Here is a 20,466-nt window from a genome sequence, read left to right as displayed (position 1 = left end):
TACCAGTTGGTAGGCAAGGGTTGCTGATATTTATTTGAGATCAGTGGTGTGGTTGGATTTTTCCGCATGATCAGGCCTACCTGATTATGCAAGAACTTTTTTGAAGGGAGCGGATGTATTATCGCTGGGGTTATTGTATTTTGAAATACATGATGATCAGGATTTAAAATCCGAAATTTAAGTTTTAAGGGATATCTTGGTCAATTACATGTAAAGGGAGGCAATTCGAAATATTTAAAATAAACAAGAAAAGCTCATCTTTTGGATGAGCTTTCTTGTACCTAGGGCGGGAATCGAACCCGCACTTCCTTAACGGAAACAGGATTTTAAGTCCTGCGTGTCTACCAGTTCCACCACCTAGGCAGGTGATTTAATGTGGAGCGAAAAACGAGATTCGAACTCGCGACCCCAACCTTGGCAAGGTTGTGCTCTACCAGCTGAGCTATTTTCGCTTTTGATACTGCAAATATAGGGAGATTATAGATACTACAAAATGTTTTTTTATAGCTTAAGCGTAATTCCCTCAAATGAAGCGAGATAATTTTTATCCCGCTTCAAAATACGATGTGTTTAAATTTGAATTCACCACCTTGCTAGATATGTAGGGGAACTAATACAAGCTTTCATAGTAGTCAAAACTTAAAATGAGAGCGTAGTGAATCTCCAGTGGTAAGTATCAACTAGCGTCAGTTTGTCGGAATCAACAGGTAGATCTGTTATAATTTTTAATACCTGCATGGCCATCATACTTCCCATGATTCCAGGCAGAGGGCCTAATACCCCATATTGATCACAGCTAGGAACATCTTTTGGATGGGGAGGCTCTGGAAATAAATCACGCAATTGTTTACTGCCCATGTAATTGAAAACAGCCATTTGACCTTCGAAAGCAAGAATACTTCCATACACCAAAACTTTGTTGGAACGTACACAAGCATCGTTGACCAGATAGCGTGTAGTAAAGTTATCAGAACCATCTACAACAATGTCATATCCCGCTAGGGTAACATCAACATTCTCCGAAGTGATTTTTGTCGCAATGCTGTCGACTTGGATGGATGAATTGAGTTCGCGGATATATACTGCCGCACTTTTTACTTTTTGTAGATGTACACTTTTTTCATTGTGTATAATTTGTCTGTTGAGATTATGAATTTCTACATGATCAAAATCAACAATCCCTAAATGACCTACTCCAGCAGCAGCGAGATATTGAAGAACAGGCGAACCTAGTCCACCTGCTCCAATTACAAGGACTTTTGCCGCCATAATTTTCTGTTGCCCTTCAACACCAATTTCATTAATAAAAACTTGGCGGGAGTATCGATCAAAAGCACTGTGCTGTTGCATAAATACGATAATTTGTGTTATAATTATTATTGCCTACCAGAGTAGCTTATGTCCCAGTCTTTCATAATGGGATCGTATCCAGCCTTTCTGATGATACCTTGGATAGTTTCCATACTGCGCTCATCACTGATCTCAAATTGTTCAAGCGACTGTGGATCGACCACATAGCCTCCTGGATTTGTCTTCGAAGCGGCGCTCATGGTCGTGACACCGATAGGAATGATATGGTCTCTAAATTTCTCGCGTTCACGAGTTGATATGGATATTTCTAGATTTTCATTCCATAAACGATAAGCGCAGATCAATTGCAGTAAATCACGATCTTCCATAATAAAATTCGGTGTGGATACACCTTCCGCAGGTCGTAATCGAGGAAATGAAACTGAATATTTTGTACGCCAATAATGCTTCTCAAGATAATCAATATGTAACGCATTGAAAAAGCTATCGACACGCCAGTCTTCTAGACCTAAAAGAACACCAAGACCAATTTTATGAATTCCGGCTTGACCTATACGGTCTGGTGTATTCAGCCGATACTCAAAATTTGACTTTTTGCCTTTTGGATGATATGTTTTATAAACCTCTTGATGATAGGTTTCCTGATAGACAAGCACAGTATTAACCCCTTCTTCCTGCAGAATACGGTATTCTTCTAAAAGCAGAGGTTGTACTTCAATGGATATCTGCGCGAAGTGGGGCTTCAGCAATGCAATCGCATTTTTAAAGTAATTGATCTCAACTGTTTTATTGGCTTCTCCGCTTACCAATAATACATGACTGATACCCATAGATTTTAGCGCCATGGCTTCTAGCAGTAATTCTGTATTTGAAAGTGTTTTGCGCTTGATCTTATTGTCCATACTAAAACCGCAATAGGTGCAGATATTCTGACATTCATTGCTTAGATATAAAGGAGCATATAACTGGATTGTCTTACCAAATCGACGTTGTGTGATCTGTTGCGTTAATTGGGCCATTTCTTCTATTTCAGTAATGGCCGCAGGAGAAAGGAAGGTTAGAAAATCAGTTAAATTTCTTTTTTCTTTACGGAGACTTCTTCTGACATCCTCAACTGTGGTATTATATATCTTTTCCTTGATTTCCTGCCAGCTGTATAGTGTAAATAGTTTCTGAAAAGTTTGCATAAAACGTTCTTAATCGATTAAAAATGAAGTTAGCGGACTAGAAGCGATAGCACGATTTTCTGATATACCTAATCCTGCCTGATAAGCTTTGCGACCTGCTATTACAGCTTCTTTAAATGCCGTCGCCATCTGTATCGGATATTTTGCGGATGCAATAGCTGTATTGACTAAAACAGCATCAGCACCGATTTCCATTGCCTTTGCAGCATCGGAAGGAGCACCAATTCCAGCATCAATAATAACAGGAACTTGGCTTTGGGCGATGATCATTTCTAAAAAGTCCAATGTTCGAAGTCCTTTATTACTTCCTATGGGTGCAGCTAAAGGCATTACTGCCGACGTTCCAGCTTCTTCTAGTCTTTTACAGAGCACTGGATCTGCATGCATATAAGGGAGCACAATAAAACCGAGTTTTGCAAGTTGCTCTGTAGCCAACAATGTTTCGATCGGATCGGGCATCAGGTAGCGTGAATCTGGATGAATTTCGAGTTTTACCCAGTTCGTTTCCAGGGCTTCACGAGCAAGTTGTGCGGCCAAGACTGCTTCTTTTGCATTACGTGCTCCAGAGGTATTGGGGAGTAAATTTACGTCAGGGATCTGTAAAGACTCGAGAAATGTGTCTGAGGAAGACTGATGGTCCAAACGCTTTAAAGCCATCGTGACCAATTCAGAACCCGATGCGACGATAGATTCCTTCATTTGTTGCAGACTTCCGAACTTTCCTGTTCCTAAGAATAGTCTCGATTGAAATATCTGATCTGCTATTTTTAATGTATCCATTGTAGTTTATTTTTAAGTTCTTGAATGTAGTGAGGGTGTACGGTGATTAAACTTGACAGTGCTATCCCATAAATGCCAATATCTTGTAGGGGAACGATATCATCAAGTGTTATACCGCCAATAGCGTAAATCGGCGGATAGTTTTGACCGTTGTTTTTTAAATGATAAACGATGTCTTGATATCCTGTTAAGCCTAATATTGGACTTAAATTGTTTTTAGTTGCGGTGAACCGTAAAGGGCCAAGACCGATGTAATCGCAGTTTTCTGTGATGCGTTGCTGTACGTCAGAAATATTATTTGCTGTACCACCAATTATTTTGTGCGGTCCTAATACATGTCGGGCCTCTTGTATGTCAGTATCTGTTAATCCCAGATGAACTCCAGCAGCATCAATGGTTTTGGCTATGTGCAGATAATCATTGATAATAAGCGTAGCACTATGTTGCAAGCAATGCTGTTTAATACGACGTGCTAATGCGAGCACTTCATCTTTAGTGCCTTGTTTCCAGCGTAGCTGAATCCAATCTGCACCCGCTTGTAGTGCATTATTAATGTTAGTCTCCTGTTCAATAGCCGTATCTCCCTGCGAGATATACTGTATCTTACTGAACGTGATATTTTTGGGGTATGCTGTCATTGCTATTTCAATTTTTTTACTATCGCATTTTTCTGCTCAGTATAATCCGGTTTGGGCATTTCCTTCTAATCATCTGTAAAGGAATGAATTACCTGTAAGAGCAATTGTTACAGGCAATACGCATGATCTTTTATAAGACAATTTTTAAAACTTTTTACAGGTTGTGCACTCTTCCATATTGTTCCTAATAAAGCTACACCATCGACGCCGGCGTCATATGCAAGGCCTAGGTTTTCGGAATGGATACCAGCAAGCCCAATTAATTGAACTTGCTGATTATTCCGAAGTTTTAGCTGATCTTTGATAGTATGCTCCTTACCATAACCTGGTTTTGAAATACTTGAAAACATCGGACTAAACAGTGCATATGACCATTGGTTATCCAGTTGATTAAAATCTATCATACTGTGTACAGATGTTGATCGGATTACGGTATGACTATACTGATTTTGTTTTTTTGATTTTCGATCATATTCATTAAAATGTAACCGGTTTAAGTTTAACTTTTCGGCTAGATGATGATGGCTATGCATGACAAGACGATTTCGATATTGCGGATCTATTCCATAAATAAATTGACACATATCATCATCCGAAAAATTATATTTTCGAATATGCAATAGTTCCAATCCTGCATCCAGTACACTGTTGATGGTCTGGAGTTCGTTATCAATATCATGCTCGGCTGTCAAGACGATGATCATAAGTATAATTCTTTACCTTGTTCGATAAACTCTTTTGACATATCGATCATGCCTTGTTCTGCAGAATCCCGGATTTCCTGTGTGATCTTCATCGAGCAGAATTTAGGGCCGCACATCGAACAGAAGTGAGCAACTTTAGCGCCGTCTGCAGGTAAAGTTTCATCATGAAATTCTCGGGCTGTGTCAGGATCTAAGGAAAGGTTAAACTGATCTTCCCAACGGAACTCAAACCTCGCTTTACTTAGAGCATTGTCTCGGTATTGTGCACCAGGATGTCCTTTAGCCAAATCTGCCGCATGTGCAGCCAGTTTGTAGGTGATCACGCCATCCTTTACATCTTTTCGGTTAGGTAAACCGAGGTGTTCTTTTGGGGTAACATAACAAAGCATGGCACAGCCGAACCAGCCAATCATTGCCGCGCCAATTGCTGAGGTGATGTGATCATAACCCGGAGCAATATCTGTTGTCAATGGGCCTAAAGTGTAAAATGGTGCTTCTTCACAAACCTCAAGCTGTTTGTCCATGTTTTCTTTGATCATGTGCATAGGTACATGACCTGGACCTTCGATCATAACCTGTACATCATGTTTCCATGCTATTTTGGTCAACTCACCCAAGGTTTCTAATTCAGCAAATTGTGCAGCATCGTTAGCATCAGCTATAGAACCTGGTCGCAGTCCATCCCCTAGTGAAAAAGCAACATCATATTCCTTCATAATCTGACAGATCTCTTCAAAATGCGTGTAGAGGAAGTTTTCTTTATGATGGAACAGACACCATTTTGCCATAATCGAGCCACCTCGGGAAACAATACCTGTTACACGTTGTGCTGTTAAATGGATATAACGTAAAAGTACTCCTGCATGGATGGTGAAATAAGAAACCCCTTGTTCGGCTTGTTCAATTAGTGTATCTCTGAATATTTCCCATGTCAGATCTTCTGCAACGCCTTTTACTTTTTCCAAAGCTTGATATATAGGAACTGTACCAATTGGCACCGGAGAATTACGGATGATCCATTCGCGTGTTTCATGAATATTTTTACCTGTTGAAAGATCCATAATTGTATCAGCACCCCATCGGCATGCCCAGACAGCTTTATCAACTTCTTCTTCAATGCTTGAGGTAACGGCACTATTACCAATATTAGCGTTGATCTTTACCAAAAAGTTGCGGCCGATGATCATCGGTTCGCTTTCTGGATGATTAATGTTGTTTGGAATAATTGCTCTTCCGGCGGCAATTTCTTCTCTTACAAATTCAGGGGTAATTAATTTCTTTGGGGTACGGGCACCAAAACTGTGACCGGTGTGCTGATGATCCATACCTTTAGTTGCTGCTTCGATTTGCTCAATACGCTGATTTTCGCGAATGGCTACATACTCCATCTCTGGAGTTATGATTCCTTTTCTTGCATAGTGCAGTTGACTTACATTTTTACCCGCTAATGCTTTTTTAGGTCTATGGCTGTATTCAAAACGGAGTTCATCCAGGTTCGAGTCTGCCAATCTTTCTTTTCCATAATCTGAACTGATTTGTGATAAAACTTGAACATCTTTTCTGTCCAATATCCAATTTTCACGAGTTCTAGGAAGACCTTTGCGTATATCAATCTGTGCTTGTTCATCCGTATACGGACCAGAAGTGTCATAAATAGTGACTGGAGGATTGATTTCTATTCCACCCTTGCTAAGTTTGGTCGGACTTAATGTAATTTCACGCATGGCAACCTGAATAGGATAGAGCTGACCTGAAATATAGACTTTTTTTGAATTTGGAAATGGGGTCTGGGTAATGTTTTGTTCTAACATGATGGTATAGTAATAGGTATAAGAGATTTATCCGCCCTGTGTTGCAGCGATAATTAGAATTGAGTCCTGATGCTGTAGTTTGGTTGTTGCCCAAGCCGTTTTGGGTATAACCTGGTTATTAATAGCGACAGCAATGCCCTTGCTTTTTGCTGGGAATTCCAAAAGCATCAAACCTTCCAAAGAGGAGGGGGGCTGTTCAAAAAAACGTAATTGGTGATTAATTGTGAGTTCCATTCCTTTTAAAATTTTTAAATAAAAAACTTTAGGAATGGCCACAGTTGTGCCGGTATATGCACAATGAAGACATCTACTTTTCCCTACGCCAGTATGATCCGGATCAGGTTCTAAGGGTAAAATCTCAGCCTGCAAATTTTGCAGACACCCCTAAAGTTTCCACTAAACTAGGTAAAAAATCTCAATAAACGAAAATAGGTAGATTTATTTTAGTCTGTCCATCTTTTTGTGACAGAACCATATACTTTAAGAAGTGAAGTGTTTTATTGATGGGGACTGCTGGTATAGCGAATAATGATTCTCCCTGGCAGAGGTGGAGTTATGGGCAGGGAGAATCAATGGCAAATACTATAAAATATGCTGGAGTTTAATATATTGAAGCAGCATAATGGTTTTGGCATCTTTGATTTCGCCATTATCAACCATTTGCATCGCTTCTTTTATAGGCAATTCCAAAACTTCAATATTTTCTTCCTCCTGTTCTAGCCCACCACCTTCACTGACTTTCATTTCTTTAGCATATTCGGCTATAAAGAAATACAGAATTTCTGTGACAGATCCAGGGGACATATAAGCTTCAAATATTTTACGTACATCTGTAATTTTATAACCCGTTTCTTCTTCAGTTTCTCTTCTGATGCAATCCTCGGCATTATCTTTATCCAACAAACCTGCACAAGCTTCAATCATCATACCGCTCTCATTTCCATTGACAAATGTAGGTAGACGAAATTGACGGGTAAGGATAACTGTTTTCTGTTCTTTGTTGTACAGTAAAATAGTGGCACCGTTTCCTCTGTCGTATGCTTCCCTGCTTTGACTCATAATGGTGCCGTCCTTTTTCAAATATTCGTAAGTGATCTTTCGCAAGACGTACCAATTGTCTGATAAGACCTTGGTTTCTGTGATTTTGATGTTATCTATCATGATTGAGGTATTTCAAATTCGCATTATTAATAATTGTCATATGCATATTTTTCAGTTCTTTTATACTTTTTTTCTAAAATACGGTGGACTTTTAAAAGTAAGTTGTCGATGGCTAAAGGTATATAAATTTATAAACTCCTAAAATTGTTTATATGGGAAAAATCGATCGTGTTGAAGGAAATTTTATTCAGTAGCGATTGCCTTATGAGCTGATATAAAATGATGAAGATCATGTAGAGGACAGGTTAAAAAGTACTTGAGATCTTAGATACATTTTATTGTGTATTTATAGAGGGTTTATAGAGATATACCTCTATGAACCCTCTATAAAACCTCTATAATATCACTATCACCTATCTAGAAATATACAAGATGGAAACAATAAAATGCAATGGTAAATCTATTGATATCAATAAAAAAATCAAAGGTCTATAAACAAGAAAAGCTCATCTTTTGGATGAGCTTTCTTGTACCTAGGGCGGGAATCGAACCCGCACTTCCTTAACGGAAACAGGATTTTAAGTCCTGCGTGTCTACCAGTTCCACCACCTAGGCAGGTGATATTAATGTGGAGCGAAAAACGAGATTCGAACTCGCGACCCCAACCTTGGCAAGGTTGTGCTCTACCAGCTGAGCTATTTTCGCATTGCTAACAGTTAACAAGTTGTTTTCTGTTTTGGTGATGCAAATATAGAGCTAATAATTAAAAAAACAAATTTTAATATAAGCTTTATTGTCTTTTTTTTATAAGCCCTTTTCTTTCAGGAGAGAAGAAATGAGATCACTTTCGAAACCTCTTGATAAAGCATATTGAAATAACTTGTTTTTTAGAATATAGACATCTTTATCTTTCAATGATAGTTGCTTTTTATCTAAAAGATCATGGAGTTTATCTTCATACTCATCTAAATCAATTTTTGAAAATGCAATTTTGATTAAAGGGTCGGATACCCTTTTGAGTTTTAAGGACTGCTTAATCTTAATCTTTCCCCAACTTTTTATTCTAAGCTTACCTAGAGTATAGGCTATAGCAAAGCGTTCTTCATTTAGAAAATTGTCCGATATCAATTGTGAAATGATTTCCTCTACATCTTCTTGATGCAAGCCCCATTCGTATAATTTATCCCGGACTTCTTGTTGTGCCCGTTCTTGATAAGCACAATAACTGGCAGCCTTAAGCAATGCTTGCTTAGGTGTGTATATTTTTTTTCTCGTTTTCTCTTCGTCAAACATCTTTACAAATTTCAAAAATATATTGAACTTATTGAAAAATTGTGGAGCTTTGATTGAATAAATATTTTAAAAAATGTATACCATATCGGATATTTCAGAGATTGTTGTTCCTAAAAGATCAATTATTGTTCATCATAAATCTATCATTCAAAATCTGATTTATGATACACGTAAGATCGTAAATGCTGAAACAGGATTATTCTTTGCCTTGATCAATCGTCGTGATGGACATGAGTTTATCATGGATGCCTATAGTAAAGGGATTAGAAATTTTGTGTTACAAAATGACTTTCAGCAAGAACTGATATTGCCAGATGCTAATGTTTTATGGGTCGCAGATACTTTTTTAGCATTACAGGCAGTAGCAGAAACTCAGCGCATGAAATTTAAATCTCCTGTATTGGGTATTACAGGGAGCAACGGTAAGACTATCGTCAAAGAATGGTTGTTTCAACTGCTATCTCCAGAATATAAAATCTATCGCAGTCCTAAAAGCTATAATTCACAGCTGGGTGTTGCTTTATCACTATGGGAACTAAATGAACAATATAATTTCGCCATCATAGAAGCTGGAATAAGTGAGGTCGGTGAAATGGAGAAACTCCAAAAAATGATTAAACCTACGCATGGTGTATTAACCAATATCGGGGTAGCCCATAAAGAAGGGTTTCAATCGAAAGAGGAAAAAATTGCGCAGAAGCTGAAACTTTTTACAGATGCTGAGGTATTGGTCTATCCTAAAAAGTATCTTGAACAGATCTATATGCCTTCTCAGATTTATAAATTTGCCTGGGGAGAGGATGAATCGTGTCAATTAGAGGTTTATTCGCTTAAGAAGGAAGGTGATCAATCTACATTGGTAAGTTTATGTTTTTCCCGCCAGTTTTTTACGGTTAAAATTCCTTTTGTTGATCAAGCATCAATTGAGAATGCGATTTCATGTATTGCAGTGATGATTACTTTTGGTTATGATTTTAATACTATAGCCGATCGTATTGCCACGTTGCAACCGATGGAGATGCGTCTTGAATTGAAAAAAGGAAAACATAATACTTCCATTATTGATGATTCATATAGTAATGATCTGGTAGCGCTACAGATTGCATTGGATTTTTTAAAGCAACAAAAGCAAAATTCTCGTAAGGTCCTAATCTTATCCGATATTCCTGGAGTACAGTTGCATGATGAGAAGAGTATCAGTAAACTAAAGCGTTTGGTCGCAGCTAGTGGATTAACTGATTTGATTTTTATCGGACCTATTTTGAGTCAGTTGGAAGCACAGTTTTCATTACCCACGGCCAGCTACTCGGATACAAAATCATTTATAGATGGTTTTAAGCATATTGATTATAGCAATTCAACGATCTTGATAAAGGGTGCACGTGATTATCATTTTGAACAGATCAGTAAACGATTGGTTGCTAAATCACATGATACGATATTAGAGATTAATTTAAATGCATTGGAACATAACCTCAATGTATATCGGGGTCTGTTGCCTGCAGGTGTTAAATTGATGGCTATGGTGAAAGCTTTTTCTTATGGAAGTGGAAGTTTTGAAATTGCTAATTTACTACAGTTTAATCATGTGGATTATTTGACGGTTGCTTTTGCTGATGAAGGTGTTGATCTGAGAAATGGAGGCATCACACTTCCAATAGTGGTAATGAGTCCTGATGAAAATGCCTTTGATGCTATTGTACATCATAAGTTGGAACCAGAGATCTATAGTTTTAGAGTTTTAAATTCATTTCTCCGCTATCTCTTACAGCAAGGACTAAAAGATTTTCCAGTCCATATTAAAGTTGATACCGGGATGCATCGTCTTGGTTTTATGCCAGAGGAAGTTGATGAACTGCTAGCGATATTGAAAAATCAGGATGCGATGAAAGTGCAGTCTGTTTTTTCACATTTAGCTTCGGCAGGAAATGCTGTTGATAATGATTTTACTGAGAGTCAGATTCATCTTTTAGATGTTTTCACTACAAAACTTAAGGAGGAATTAGGGTATTCTTTTATCAGACATATTGCTGCGACATCGGGTATTGATCTGTGGCCAAGTGCTTATTTCGATATGGTACGCTTAGGGATTGGTCTTTATGGAATTGATATGGATCGAGATGATCTGCCGGTGAGAGAAGTTAGTGTTCTGAAGACCAATGTTACCCAGATAAAAGAGCTTGCGGCTAATGAAACAGTAGGATACAATCGCGCTGGTATGTTGCAACGTGCGAGCAGAACCGCAACCATCAAGATCGGTTATGCAGACGGTTATGATCGAAGGTTCGGTAATGGAGTAGGTAAAATGTCGATCAACGGGCAACTGGTTTCTACCATTGGAAATATATGTATGGATATGTGTATGTTAGATGTGACAGATATTAATGTTAATGAAGAAGACGAAGTCATTGTTTATCCTGATATTAAGGAAGCGGCATTGGCTATAGGAACCATCCCGTATGAATTGTTGGTCAATATCTCACAACGGGTGAAAAGAGTTTATTTTTACGAGTAATTCGAGGCTTATTTCGCATCTTTGTAGGGTCTTTTAGGTACAAGTAATATGTTATCAAAATTAATTAGAGCTTTTTTAAATTATCTTATCAAAGGAACTTTGGTCGTTGTTCCTTTAGCTGGTGCGGTTTTTTTAATTGTTTGGATTGTTGCTTCAGTCGATTCGGCGCTTAACCTTACAGGGTTATTCCTAGAGGATGAGACAGGACATCCTTTATATATTCCCGGAATCGGTATTTTAACAGTCATTTTATTTTTGGTTGTAGCAGGGATTGTTTTTACCAATTTTGTGACAGATCCAATTAAACACTGGCTGAATAATCAGATTAACCGTATTCCTTTGTTGAATACGCTATATTCATCCATTAAAGATTTTACTGAAGCCTTTGTAGGTGATGCCAAAAAATTTAATGTTCCTGTCCTAGTTAAAGTGAATGAAATAGGGGTTAGTAAAATTGGTTTTCTGACACAATCAGATCTATCAAAAATTAAGCTTACAGATGAAGTGGTGGTTTATTTTCCCTATTCATATTCATTTGCAGGTCAGGTGGTCGTTGTAAAATCATCCTTGGTAACCAAATTAGATATGTCTGCTACAGACGCGATGAAGCTCGTTGTTTCAGGTGGTGTCAGTGGTTTAGAATAAGATACAAATACATACGTTTATATAAAACAAAAGGGAATCATTGGTAAAATGGTTCCCTTTTGTTTACATTTATCTTGAACTTTAAATCATAATTAGTGATGAATGTTAAATTTAAAACAGTAGAAGAGTATATTGCTTGTTTTCCAAAAGAAGTGCAGGAGATCTTGTTGCAGGTCCGTAATACAATTCTGCAGCATGCTCCTCAAGCTACTGAAGGAATAGCTTATGGCATGCCAGCTTATAAATTAAAAGGAAAACCGCTTGTTTATTTCGGTGGTTATCAAAAGCATATCGGATTTTATGCAACGCCGACCGGTCACTCAAAATTCGAAATAGAACTTGCTTCTTATAAGCAAGGTAAAGGTTCGGTGCAGTTTCCGTTACGGGAGCCGATCCCATATGACCTCATCGCAAGAATTGTTGAATTTAGGGTTTCAGAGACATTAGATAAGTTTAAATAGGTTATTAGGATTTTAAATTAAAGGTGGTGATGGATCGATTATGGAATCGTTTATGGAGCAGTAAAGTTCCTGAAAACTTACACGAACAATGGAAAGATAAGGCAAAACTTTCTTTTGTAAACAGTCAGTTTGATGTAGAACTTATACGAGGTTGCTTGGATAAAATTAAGGATGATCCAAAAAATACTTTATTTTTACAAGCTTTTCTAGCTTATCAGGATATTGCTTCGCAATTGGAAACTCAGAATAGTGCTGAAGCAGAAATTGATTTTATGGAAAGATATGTTTCTTTATTCAGTCAGATTTCTGCTGTAGACCTTTCCGTTGTGTGGACTAAAAAGATCGAATATCCCACTTTGTCTGTACCGAGGTTTATCTTGTTGCCATTGGTTCAGAATGCTTTGTGGCAAGGATATCATGCAGCAGCAAAATATCCAATGAAAATCAAGATTTCAGTATTTGAAAAAATCATTTCATTGGATATTACAAATCATGTTAATCACCATATTGTTGATCAAAAAGGTAATGACTCTGTAGAGAATTATCAGGCTCGTCTACAGTATGAATTTGGTGATCAACATACACTTATTATGAATAGCAATGCACATACATTTCGCGCAAATCTAACTTTGAGGTTTTAGATAACCTCAAAATGTGCTAGAGCATTGTATATACCGTCATTGTCTACATCATCGGTAATATAGTCTGCAATAGCTTTTACCTCAGGATTGGCATTACCCATAGCAATTCCGTAGGCCGTATGTTTCAACATGGTGATATCGTTTCCACCGTCACCAAAAGACATGGTTTCCTTGATGTCGATATTAAAGTGTTTGATGAAAATATCGATACCAATTTGTTTGCTTTGACCTAAAGGATTCACATCTGCAAATAGCGGGGTCCAACGGCTGGCCACAGAATTGGGCATTACATTGTTCATAAATTCTTCCTGTTCCTCCGGTTGAATGAAGATATTGGTTTGAAGTACAGATCCCATATCAAAGTCTGCGTACGATCTTTGAGGCGGGACAGGTAAATTCAAGAGTGCATACATGGAAGCGATCTCTGGTGTTACTTGAAAAATGCTGATTTCTTCTTCAGACATCAGCGAGAAGCTTACTTCATTTTTTGCAGCATGGTCAATCAAAGATTGAATATCAGTGGCGTGAATACCTTTTCTGAAAAGTACATCACCCTCTTTCGTGATGCAATAACCACCGTTGAATGTGATAAATCCGTCAAAGTCAAGGTATTTGATATGATCTAAACTATTGATAGACCTTCCCGTAGAAACAATTACTTTTATACCTTTTGATTTTAATTCTTGAATGGCTTTTTCGGTTGAAGCGGGTACTTTGTGGGTGTCGAAACTAAGAAGAGTACCGTCGATGTCAAAAAAAACTGCTTTAATCATGCTACTTTATAAATGTTTGTGATACAAAGGTAAACATTAGAAGATTGCTTTTTGCCCCTTTGATGTCATAATGAAGATGTATTATGGGTATTTTGCTATATTTTATCCATCAAAAAGTATTGAATTTAAAATAAGATTATTTGATTTGCAATTCATAGAACAGCTTCTATGTTAAGTAAATCTTTTCAAGAACGCAGGAGATTGCTTCCGGTGATTTTAAGATGCGTTCATGACCGACACCATTCAAGTCTATCGCCTCTGTCGGGGGATGAACTTTAAAAAATGATTGCAGATAGGTATAGGGCGCAATTTTGTCCTGGTGATCATAGAGTACAAGATGCTGCTGGCTATTATCAAAATCGTATAAACTGTTTAAATGAAAGTAAGCGGTTTTCATATTGAATTTTTCTTCAAAATTCAGAAAAAAGTGTTCTTGAACATCTTTTGGTACAGCTACGAAATCCATACTAGCTGCGAAATTTGCTTTTAAATCTATTAGTGGAGTAAGGCTAATGATCCAGTTCGGAGTATGTCTAATTTTTGCTAATGCTGCGATATTAGCCATGGCACCGAGAGAATGACCGATGACTATTGCAGGTAAACCATAGGTATTAATAATAGTTTGAACAGCTTCAATGTATAAAATTAAATAATTCTCCTTCAGCTCCTCCATTTCCAGGTGCGTCAAATGCGATTATCGTTAAATCTGGATTTTCCAATAGTTTATCAATAAGCATCGAAAAATCTGCGGCTTTTGATCCCCAACCATGCGTCAACAAAACTAAATCTTTGCCCGATCCCCAACGGTAGGCAGGAAAAGATAATAGGTGACCACTGAAAAATTCATCCTTTACTGCTAATTCATCTTTTGAAGCTAACTGTATTAGTAGCTCTTGATGATGTCGCAATGGCATTTTAGGGGAATAGCAGATATACGACCAAATATCATCTAAATTAGCCGTTATAGAAATATGTTCTAAAGATTTCAGATATTCAATGCTTTGCTTTAGTTTTTTCATCAGGATAATTATTTAAAAATGTATGTTTTAAGGGCATAGATGAGCTCTTTACATTCGCTTTGTATGTAGCAATTCCATTTATTGAAATAAGCTCAGTAGGCGTTCTTTATTCATAAAGTCTGCAATCGGATTATAAGTACTGGAAATGATGTTATCTGCTATTGCTGTTTTATTGGCTTGCAGTTTCATGATTTTATCCTCCACAGTATCCGGGCAGATTAAGCGTATCGCGGTGACATCTTTTGCTTGACCTATTCGAAAGGCGCGGTCGATAGCTTGCGCTTCAACTGCAGGATTCCACCAAGGATCAACCAAATATACTAAGCTCGCCGCTGTAAGATTTAAGCCCGTTCCACCTGCTTTTAAACTTATCAGTATGACTCGCTGTGCTTCATTTTCTTGAAATTGCGTTACAATATGTTGTCTATCTCTTGTCTGTCCTGTTAATTTTAGCACTTTGATATCGTGTTTGGCTAAAGCTGTTTCGATTAGATTTAGCATGCTCACAAATTGGGAAAAGATGATGATTTTCTGATATGGACTTTTGTCGAGTACTTGTTCGATAAGCATTTCAATCTTGCAGGCATCTTGTTCTACACTTAGATCATCTGTTTTTAGCAATTTTGTTGAATTGCAGATCTGGCGTAGTTTGGTCAATCCTTTTAAGACATGCATAGGGCTTTTACGGATTTCATCCCCATCTTTGACCGAGATAAATTCTCTAAACTCCTTTTCATAAGTCTCGTAGATATGCCTTTGCGCCGGTTTCATTTCGCAGTAAAGTACGATTTCATTTTTTGCAGGTAACTCTTTGGCAACCTCCGTTTTTGTACGTCGCAAAATAAAAGGTTTTACTTTGTGTTGCAATTCTTCCAATCTTTTTTTATTGCTGAATCCATCAATAGGCGTAGTATAGACATCTTTAAAATATTTTTTCGAACCTAATAATCCGGGATTGGCGAACGACAGTTGGGCAAACAAATCCATGGTGCTGTTCTCGATCGGTGTACCTGTAATTACAATACGATTACGAGAACTGAGTTTGGTAACAGCTTGGTAACGTTGTGATTCGGGGTTTTTAATCTGCTGTGACTCATCTAAAAAAATATAATTAAAAGTGTGTTTTTTTAAGTGATTGATGTCTGATAATAAATTGTGATAAGAAATCAATATCAGTTCATATTGTTCAAATCCTAGGGTACTTTTTTGACGATCAGCACCCTGTAAGACAAGTGTCTTAATCGATGGCGCAAATTTCTCCAATTCGTTTTTCCAATTGAAAATTAGCGTAGTTGGAAGTACCAGTAAATTGCAATTGTTTTTTACTTTTTTACGTTGATCTAAAATAAAAGCAATGACCTGAATGGTTTTTCCAAGTCCCATATCGTCCGCTAAGCAACCACCAAAATTGAATTCATCTAAAAAATTAAGCCAATTCAATCCATCATGTTGGTAACTACGGAGGCTACCGATAAAATCTTTGGATAGTACGACCGGTTTGACTTGATCGATATTCCTGATTTTACTTTTGATTTCTTCCAAACGTTCTTTTGCTATTTGGGATAACCATTGTTCCTCAAAATATTGATCAATGGCTGTATAATTTGTTTCTGCAATCTGTAAGTGGCTGTCATCAATGATTTCGCCTGCTAAAAAGAACTGTTCAAATTTATTCAACCATTCTTCGGGCAATATACCTTGCGTACCATCATCTAGTGTAATGAATTTTGATTTATTACGAATAGCTTTTTGAAGGTTTTTAAGCGAACCTTTACTTTTACCAAACTGCAGATCCACATTTACATTAAACCAATTCTGTCCACTGAGCACATGAATTGCTATTTTACCTTTAAATGAGTTTAATTTATTAGCTTTTATTTCGTTAAATCCGATGATGGAAATATGATGATTGCGCCAATCTTCAAACACATTTAAGAACCAGTCCAGTTCAAGAAAATGTTTACGATGCAGATAGAAGTGCTGAAAATCTTCATCAAGTTGCTCCTGGAAATAGGGATGTTGCTTAATGATCAAGCTGATGATCTTGAGTTCTGCTTCGAGATCCCGTTTCACTAAAAATTTTTGTCCATTTTTATCAAATCCGAAGATAGATCTTCTGCTTCGAACAGGAACTTCTACATCCGCATATCGCATGGTCGGAATGAGATTGATATAATCACCAGATTCTTCAAGATAGATAATCGATTCGGTGTCGTTATAAAACTGTTGTTCTTTGATTTGTTTACTATTTGCTTTGGGAATATGTAGATAGTTGACTTCTACAATCTCCTCCATTGCTACTAAGAAATCCTTGTTAAAACCTTCGAATTTGGACTGATGTACGATAAGGTGATCTGCTGTCGTGTTGAAAAGTTTGAACAGGGCAAGGATTTGTGCATGCTCTATAAAATAGAAATGTTGCTGTAATTGAATGAAATAATCAAAGACTACAGGAAGCTGCTGTAAAGCGTGATCTTGTCCAGCGATTTGAATTGAGCTTCTAACAGTGAAAAATCTCCCGATGCGATCGATGTCAATTCGGATTGTTTTGGGTAGTTCTCTTAATGTGATCTGCGTCAGACTATTTGCCCCGATAGTTTGCGATAAGGATTTATCATGTTGATAGATTTCCAGTCCTAGTGGATTTTTAATCAGCTTTTTAAAGGCGGTGATCTGTTGTTTGCTTTCTTCTATTGTGTTCTGCCCTAAAAAATGAAGTGCGGTAAAAAATTGACTTTCTGTAATATCTTTACTTTTCCAGATCATTTCCTCACATGAAAGTTGCTGTACTGGGTTTTTTAGCGAACCATTTTTAGCGCGGGCTGCACGATAGAGTAACACCTGAGGGTGTTTATAGTATTTATGCTCTTTAAGTACTAGAATGTTGCTTAGCTGTTCTAATTCCTTATTGTTGCGTTTTAAATCAGGATTTGTTGCGGTGTTAAGAATATCTTGAGATAAATCTAGTAAATTATCCTGTTTTTTGATGGTTTTTACAACACCGTCTATGCATTGAATTTCGAAATAATCCTCGAGTTGCTGTTCATCTTCTATCCCATATTTAACTGCTATTTTAGTTAGATAATTCTGATAAGCATGATCGGAGAAAAATAAATATACCTGATCATTTTTAAAGATTTCATTCAGAACTAGCTTTTGATGGATACAGAATTCTTCGCTTTCAGAGCAATTGCACAGTAATGAGAGTACGGGAGTGTCATAAACGACAATGATATCGTAGGGAATACCTAGGGAGAGGATAGAGAAATGGCCTTCATTTTTCTTTAGTGTCAATATGCGGATTGGAGCGTTGCTATCGGATAAGTTTGACATCCAAGAATAAAAGCTGTATCGATTTTCATTGTTAAAATGAATATCTGAGAATCGAAACTGGTGAAAATCATCTGAACCCTGTGGCAAAACGTCTTTTGTATACATGCTACTCAAACTTAGATAAATTTGTTTTATTTACAATTTTAATTCCGTCATATAAAACCAATTTTATTCTTCAATATTTATGGTCAGAGTCTTTAAAACTGTTATATCAGTATGAATATAAGCGCAACGATGTAAATTCGTTTTCCAAAAATATTTTTTGCTAAAAGACTAAAAAAGCATTTTTTAAAATTTATAGTGCTAAGTTGTAACATTTGATGATCGGTCTGCATCTAATGAGAAAAATATAAATTATGGAAAAGGAAACAATGGGTGCGATTATGTTCGTATCATTTTTTAGTACAATTTTCTTCACGCTTTATTACTATTTTCAAGCAAGAAATAAAGAGCGTATGGCCTTGATCGAAGCAGGGCTGGACTTATCTCAATTTTATAAAAAACAAGTTCGAATTTCACACTGGTTACGTTTAGGTGTATTTATAGTAGGAATTGGCATCGGGCTGTTGATAGTTGGTTTAATTTCGCAATATCAGACCGAAAATATTGTCGGTGTACTTAAAGTTTCGATTATTGTACTTTGTGGCGGTATTGCCATGATTGTTGCTAATTATGTAGATAAACCTAAGCAGGATAGGGATTGATGGATCAACAGTATATTGATAAAGTTTTAGCGGGAGATCGCGATTCCTTTCGATATTTTTTGCAAAAATATCAGGATATGGTCTTTTCTGTTGCAATGAGTATTGTGAAAAACGAATCGCTTGCAGAAGAAGTCGCGCAGGATGCTTTTGTCAAATGTTACCATAAACTCGACACGTTTAATCAGCAGTCCAAATTTAGCAGTTGGTTATATCGAATTGTCGTCAATACAGCCTTTATGCAATTGCGAAAGATTAAGATTGAAGTCTTAGATTTTCAGTCTGATTATGATAAAGAGGTGATCGATGAAAGTGACCTGACTTTATTGGAGGAAGAAGAACGGAGTCAGATGATCAATGAAGCACTTTGTCTATTACCGGCAAATGAAAGTTTGGCTTTACGGTTATTTTATCTGGAGGAAGAAAGTATCAAAGAGGTTTCGATAATAACGGGCCGGACTGATGCAAATACAAGAGTCATCTTGCACCGGGGCCGTAAACGAATGTACGCCATATTGAAGGAATTAATGAATAAAGCAAATGTGTAGCATGGAAAATAATGATGAATTAATGAAGACATTAATGCAGAGCAGTAAACTTAAAATGCCTTTTTCTGATTTTGAAAGTCGCGTAATGCAAACAATCGAACAGGATGAAAAAAAAGCGGTTGCTGTTTTAGAGGATCGTAAGAGAGGAATTTATTTTTTCTTAGCAGGAATGATATTTGGGCTTGGACTGAACTATCTACTCAGCAAGTCATGGAAAGACCTCCAATTCAATTTACCGCAGCAGGAAAATGCCTTGTTAGTTTCTCAGATCATCTATGCGATATTGATCCTGTTTTTTATAGAAAGGCTTGTTAAGCTATATCACTTGAACCGTCAGATTAAAGGTTTATAAAATAGAAAAGGAGAATACAAGATGTATTCTCCTTTTCTATTTTATCCTCTTTCGCGCTCTAGTAAGATCATCATCATAAAACAAAGAATAAGTCTTGTTTCATCCTTTGGGTTGATATCCGCGAGTTTGTCCAATGTAAATTTTCGGCCGAAAAAAGAAGGTTTTTTCTTGAGCTGTAATATTTTATTTCCTTCTTTATCATACATGGTGTATGAGGGGTTGAATACATATCCGGTGAGAATATTGAGTATCGGTATTTCTCCTAAAAAGCTGTCGCCAACTTTTACCCAGCCATTGTCTTCTTTGATGGTATAATCTTCAAGACCATCTATGTCTAAAGCATTGTAATTAGCTTTCCATATCGATCTCATTCCTTTTCGGCCTACTTTACCAATCGTTTCAGTAGTTCTGGTATCTGTAAAAGTATAATTTGCATTGAAATCTAACCAACGGTCTGCTTTTATACCATACTGCTGTTCTGATCTACTTTCGTCTGAAAAGATCATAATTTCATCTTTAAGCTTGAATAGTTTTTGACGAACATAAAAGAGTGTACGATCCTCACTATCCTTAATGGTGAAGTCATTATGAAAAGTCGAAATTTTAAACAGAAAGTTTAATGGATAATTGAAATTGCTCATGGTATCTAAATG

Annotated in this window: 21 protein-coding genes, 4 tRNA genes and 1 riboswitch; of the genes, 7 read left to right on the top strand and 18 right to left on the bottom strand. The window is 37.0% G+C overall.

The features are described 5' to 3' along the window. Positions 1–278: 278 nt before the first annotated feature. The 13 genes from M2265_RS10130 to M2265_RS10070 all read right to left on the bottom strand — a co-directional run bounded on the left by M2265_RS10130 (position 279) and on the right by M2265_RS10070 (position 8,840). Positions 279–363: transfer RNA gene (locus M2265_RS10130), tRNA-Leu, on the bottom strand. A gap of 13 nt (positions 364–376) precedes the next feature. Next, positions 377–452 (bottom strand) — tRNA-Gly (locus M2265_RS10125). 187 nt (positions 453–639) lie between these two features. Next, on the bottom strand, positions 640–1,350 hold the full coding sequence (locus M2265_RS10120) for a HesA/MoeB/ThiF family protein (protein WP_132771903.1): 711 nt from the start codon (positions 1,348–1,350) through the stop codon (positions 640–642). A 26-nt stretch (positions 1,351–1,376) separates the two neighbouring features. Beyond that, positions 1,377–2,498, bottom strand: coding sequence for a 2-iminoacetate synthase ThiH (gene thiH, locus M2265_RS10115; protein WP_132771902.1), 1,122 nt, complete (start codon positions 2,496–2,498; stop codon positions 1,377–1,379). A gap of 9 nt (positions 2,499–2,507) precedes the next feature. Further along, positions 2,508–3,278, bottom strand: a complete 771-nt coding sequence (locus tag M2265_RS10110) for a thiazole synthase (protein ID WP_132771901.1) — start codon at positions 3,276–3,278, stop codon at positions 2,508–2,510. Further along, positions 3,266–3,916, bottom strand: a complete 651-nt coding sequence (gene thiE / locus M2265_RS10105) for a thiamine phosphate synthase (RefSeq protein ID WP_132771900.1) — start codon at positions 3,914–3,916, stop codon at positions 3,266–3,268. The genes M2265_RS10110 and thiE overlap by 13 nt, the downstream gene beginning before the upstream one ends. Positions 3,917–4,023: 107 nt before the next feature. Continuing rightward, positions 4,024–4,620 (bottom strand): thiamine phosphate synthase, encoded by a 597-nt coding sequence (locus tag M2265_RS10100; RefSeq protein WP_132771899.1) that lies wholly within the window; start codon positions 4,618–4,620, stop codon positions 4,024–4,026. Beyond that, positions 4,617–6,431 carry a phosphomethylpyrimidine synthase ThiC gene (gene thiC, locus M2265_RS10095; RefSeq protein ID WP_132771898.1) on the bottom strand — a complete coding sequence of 605 codons (1,815 nt, stop codon included), beginning with the start codon at positions 6,429–6,431 and terminating at the stop codon, positions 4,617–4,619. The genes M2265_RS10100 and thiC overlap by 4 nt, the downstream gene beginning before the upstream one ends. Positions 6,432–6,458: 27 nt before the next feature. Then, positions 6,459–6,707 (bottom strand): sulfur carrier protein ThiS, encoded by a 249-nt coding sequence (gene thiS, locus M2265_RS10090; RefSeq protein ID WP_207902479.1) that lies wholly within the window; start codon positions 6,705–6,707, stop codon positions 6,459–6,461. A 21-nt stretch (positions 6,708–6,728) separates the two neighbouring features. After that, positions 6,729–6,827: riboswitch (TPP riboswitch) on the bottom strand. A gap of 186 nt (positions 6,828–7,013) precedes the next feature. Next, positions 7,014–7,592 carry a GDP-mannose pyrophosphatase NudK gene (gene nudK / locus M2265_RS10085; protein WP_132771897.1) on the bottom strand — a complete coding sequence of 193 codons (579 nt, stop codon included), beginning with the start codon at positions 7,590–7,592 and terminating at the stop codon, positions 7,014–7,016. 470 nt (positions 7,593–8,062) lie between these two features. Next, positions 8,063–8,147 (bottom strand) — tRNA-Leu (locus M2265_RS10080). 14 nt (positions 8,148–8,161) lie between these two features. Continuing rightward, positions 8,162–8,237: transfer RNA gene (locus M2265_RS10075), tRNA-Gly, on the bottom strand. A 99-nt stretch (positions 8,238–8,336) separates the two neighbouring features. After that, positions 8,337–8,840, bottom strand: coding sequence for a regulatory protein RecX (locus M2265_RS10070; RefSeq protein ID WP_319801170.1), 504 nt, complete (start codon positions 8,838–8,840; stop codon positions 8,337–8,339). 58 nt (positions 8,841–8,898) lie between these two features. Between M2265_RS10070 and M2265_RS10065 the strand changes: the two genes are divergently transcribed. The 4 genes from M2265_RS10065 (at position 8,899) to M2265_RS10050 (ending at position 13,087) form a co-directional block, all read left to right on the top strand. Beyond that, positions 8,899–11,340 carry a bifunctional UDP-N-acetylmuramoyl-tripeptide:D-alanyl-D-alanine ligase/alanine racemase gene (locus tag M2265_RS10065; RefSeq protein ID WP_132771895.1) on the top strand — a complete coding sequence of 814 codons (2,442 nt, stop codon included), beginning with the start codon at positions 8,899–8,901 and terminating at the stop codon, positions 11,338–11,340. Between the two features lie 48 nt (positions 11,341–11,388). Beyond that, on the top strand, positions 11,389–11,985 hold the full coding sequence (locus tag M2265_RS10060) for a DUF502 domain-containing protein (RefSeq protein ID WP_132771894.1): 597 nt from the start codon (positions 11,389–11,391) through the stop codon (positions 11,983–11,985). Positions 11,986–12,083: 98 nt separating this feature from the next. Further along, the gene (locus M2265_RS10055; RefSeq protein ID WP_132771893.1) at positions 12,084–12,446 is read left to right on the top strand and encodes an iron chaperone; all 363 of its coding nucleotides are present in this window, start codon (positions 12,084–12,086) and stop codon (positions 12,444–12,446) included. 29 nt (positions 12,447–12,475) lie between these two features. After that, a complete protein-coding gene (locus M2265_RS10050; RefSeq protein WP_132771892.1) occupies positions 12,476–13,087 on the top strand; it encodes a hypothetical protein in 612 nt (203 codons plus the stop codon). Here the strand turns inward: M2265_RS10050 and M2265_RS10045 are convergent. The 4 genes from M2265_RS10045 to M2265_RS10030 form a co-directional block, all read right to left on the bottom strand. Beyond that, a complete protein-coding gene (locus M2265_RS10045) occupies positions 13,084–13,860 on the bottom strand; it encodes a Cof-type HAD-IIB family hydrolase (RefSeq protein ID WP_132771891.1) in 777 nt (258 codons plus the stop codon). The genes M2265_RS10050 and M2265_RS10045 overlap by 4 nt on opposite strands. 166 nt (positions 13,861–14,026) lie before the next feature. Further along, on the bottom strand, positions 14,027–14,548 hold the full coding sequence (locus tag M2265_RS10040) for an alpha/beta fold hydrolase (RefSeq protein ID WP_165905959.1): 522 nt from the start codon (positions 14,546–14,548) through the stop codon (positions 14,027–14,029). Next, positions 14,493–14,879, bottom strand: coding sequence for an alpha/beta fold hydrolase (locus M2265_RS10035; protein WP_132771889.1), 387 nt, complete (start codon positions 14,877–14,879; stop codon positions 14,493–14,495). Before M2265_RS10035 ends, M2265_RS10040 begins: the two co-directional genes overlap by 56 nt. A gap of 78 nt (positions 14,880–14,957) precedes the next feature. Next, on the bottom strand, positions 14,958–18,317 hold the full coding sequence (locus M2265_RS10030; protein ID WP_132771888.1) for a DEAD/DEAH box helicase: 3,360 nt from the start codon (positions 18,315–18,317) through the stop codon (positions 14,958–14,960). A gap of 251 nt (positions 18,318–18,568) precedes the next feature. Between M2265_RS10030 and M2265_RS10025 the strand changes: the two genes are divergently transcribed. The 3 genes from M2265_RS10025 to M2265_RS10015 are packed head-to-tail and all read left to right on the top strand — an operon-like array spanning position 18,569 to position 19,813. Beyond that, the gene (locus M2265_RS10025; RefSeq protein ID WP_132771887.1) at positions 18,569–18,916 is read left to right on the top strand and encodes a DUF6249 domain-containing protein; all 348 of its coding nucleotides are present in this window, start codon (positions 18,569–18,571) and stop codon (positions 18,914–18,916) included. Then, complete coding sequence (locus M2265_RS10020) at positions 18,916–19,461, top strand: RNA polymerase sigma factor (RefSeq protein WP_132771886.1); 546 nt, start codon at positions 18,916–18,918, stop codon at positions 19,459–19,461. Before M2265_RS10025 ends, M2265_RS10020 begins: the two co-directional genes overlap by 1 nt. 1 nt (position 19,462) lies before the next feature. Further along, positions 19,463–19,813 carry a hypothetical protein gene (locus M2265_RS10015; RefSeq protein ID WP_132771885.1) on the top strand — a complete coding sequence of 117 codons (351 nt, stop codon included), beginning with the start codon at positions 19,463–19,465 and terminating at the stop codon, positions 19,811–19,813. Positions 19,814–19,854: 41 nt separating this feature from the next. On the opposite strand, the gene M2265_RS10010 is transcribed toward M2265_RS10015, so the two are convergent. Beyond that, entirely contained in the window at positions 19,855–20,454 is a 600-nt protein-coding gene (locus M2265_RS10010) for a hypothetical protein (protein WP_132771884.1), read from the bottom strand. Positions 20,455–20,466: the final 12 nt, after the last annotated feature.

This window comes from Sphingobacterium kitahiroshimense (assembly GCF_025961315.1).
Taxonomy (GTDB): Bacteria; Bacteroidota; Bacteroidia; order Sphingobacteriales; family Sphingobacteriaceae; genus Sphingobacterium; species Sphingobacterium anhuiense.
This window is presented reverse-complemented; position numbering and strand designations above follow the sequence as displayed.

Excerpts from the sequence above, each read along its gene's own strand:
- M2265_RS10015 (WP_132771885.1), top strand. The coding sequence starts at position 19,463 with ATGGAAAATAATGATGAATTAATGAAGACATTAATGCAGAGCAGTAAA.
- M2265_RS10010 (WP_132771884.1), bottom strand. The coding sequence starts at position 20,454 with ATGAGCAATTTCAATTATCCATTAAACTTTCTGTTTAAAATTTCGACT.
- M2265_RS10045 (WP_132771891.1), bottom strand. The coding sequence starts at position 13,860 with ATGATTAAAGCAGTTTTTTTTGACATCGACGGTACTCTTCTTAGTTTC.
- M2265_RS10060 (WP_132771894.1), top strand. The coding sequence starts at position 11,389 with ATGTTATCAAAATTAATTAGAGCTTTTTTAAATTATCTTATCAAAGGA.
- M2265_RS10065 (WP_132771895.1), top strand. The coding sequence starts at position 8,899 with ATGTATACCATATCGGATATTTCAGAGATTGTTGTTCCTAAAAGATCA.
- M2265_RS10055 (WP_132771893.1), top strand. The coding sequence starts at position 12,084 with ATGAATGTTAAATTTAAAACAGTAGAAGAGTATATTGCTTGTTTTCCA.
- M2265_RS10035 (WP_132771889.1), bottom strand. The coding sequence starts at position 14,879 with ATGAAAAAACTAAAGCAAAGCATTGAATATCTGAAATCTTTAGAACAT.
- thiE (WP_132771900.1), bottom strand. The coding sequence starts at position 3,916 with ATGACAGCATACCCCAAAAATATCACGTTCAGTAAGATACAGTATATC.
- M2265_RS10110 (WP_132771901.1), bottom strand. The coding sequence starts at position 3,278 with ATGGATACATTAAAAATAGCAGATCAGATATTTCAATCGAGACTATTC.
- M2265_RS10020 (WP_132771886.1), top strand. The coding sequence starts at position 18,916 with ATGGATCAACAGTATATTGATAAAGTTTTAGCGGGAGATCGCGATTCC.
- M2265_RS10050 (WP_132771892.1), top strand. The coding sequence starts at position 12,476 with ATGGATCGATTATGGAATCGTTTATGGAGCAGTAAAGTTCCTGAAAAC.
- nudK (WP_132771897.1), bottom strand. The coding sequence starts at position 7,592 with ATGATAGATAACATCAAAATCACAGAAACCAAGGTCTTATCAGACAAT.
- M2265_RS10030 (WP_132771888.1), bottom strand. The coding sequence starts at position 18,317 with ATGTATACAAAAGACGTTTTGCCACAGGGTTCAGATGATTTTCACCAG.
- M2265_RS10025 (WP_132771887.1), top strand. The coding sequence starts at position 18,569 with ATGGAAAAGGAAACAATGGGTGCGATTATGTTCGTATCATTTTTTAGT.
- thiH (WP_132771902.1), bottom strand. The coding sequence starts at position 2,498 with ATGCAAACTTTTCAGAAACTATTTACACTATACAGCTGGCAGGAAATC.
- M2265_RS10100 (WP_132771899.1), bottom strand. The coding sequence starts at position 4,620 with ATGATCATCGTCTTGACAGCCGAGCATGATATTGATAACGAACTCCAG.
- thiC (WP_132771898.1), bottom strand. The coding sequence starts at position 6,431 with ATGTTAGAACAAAACATTACCCAGACCCCATTTCCAAATTCAAAAAAA.
- M2265_RS10120 (WP_132771903.1), bottom strand. The coding sequence starts at position 1,350 with ATGCAACAGCACAGTGCTTTTGATCGATACTCCCGCCAAGTTTTTATT.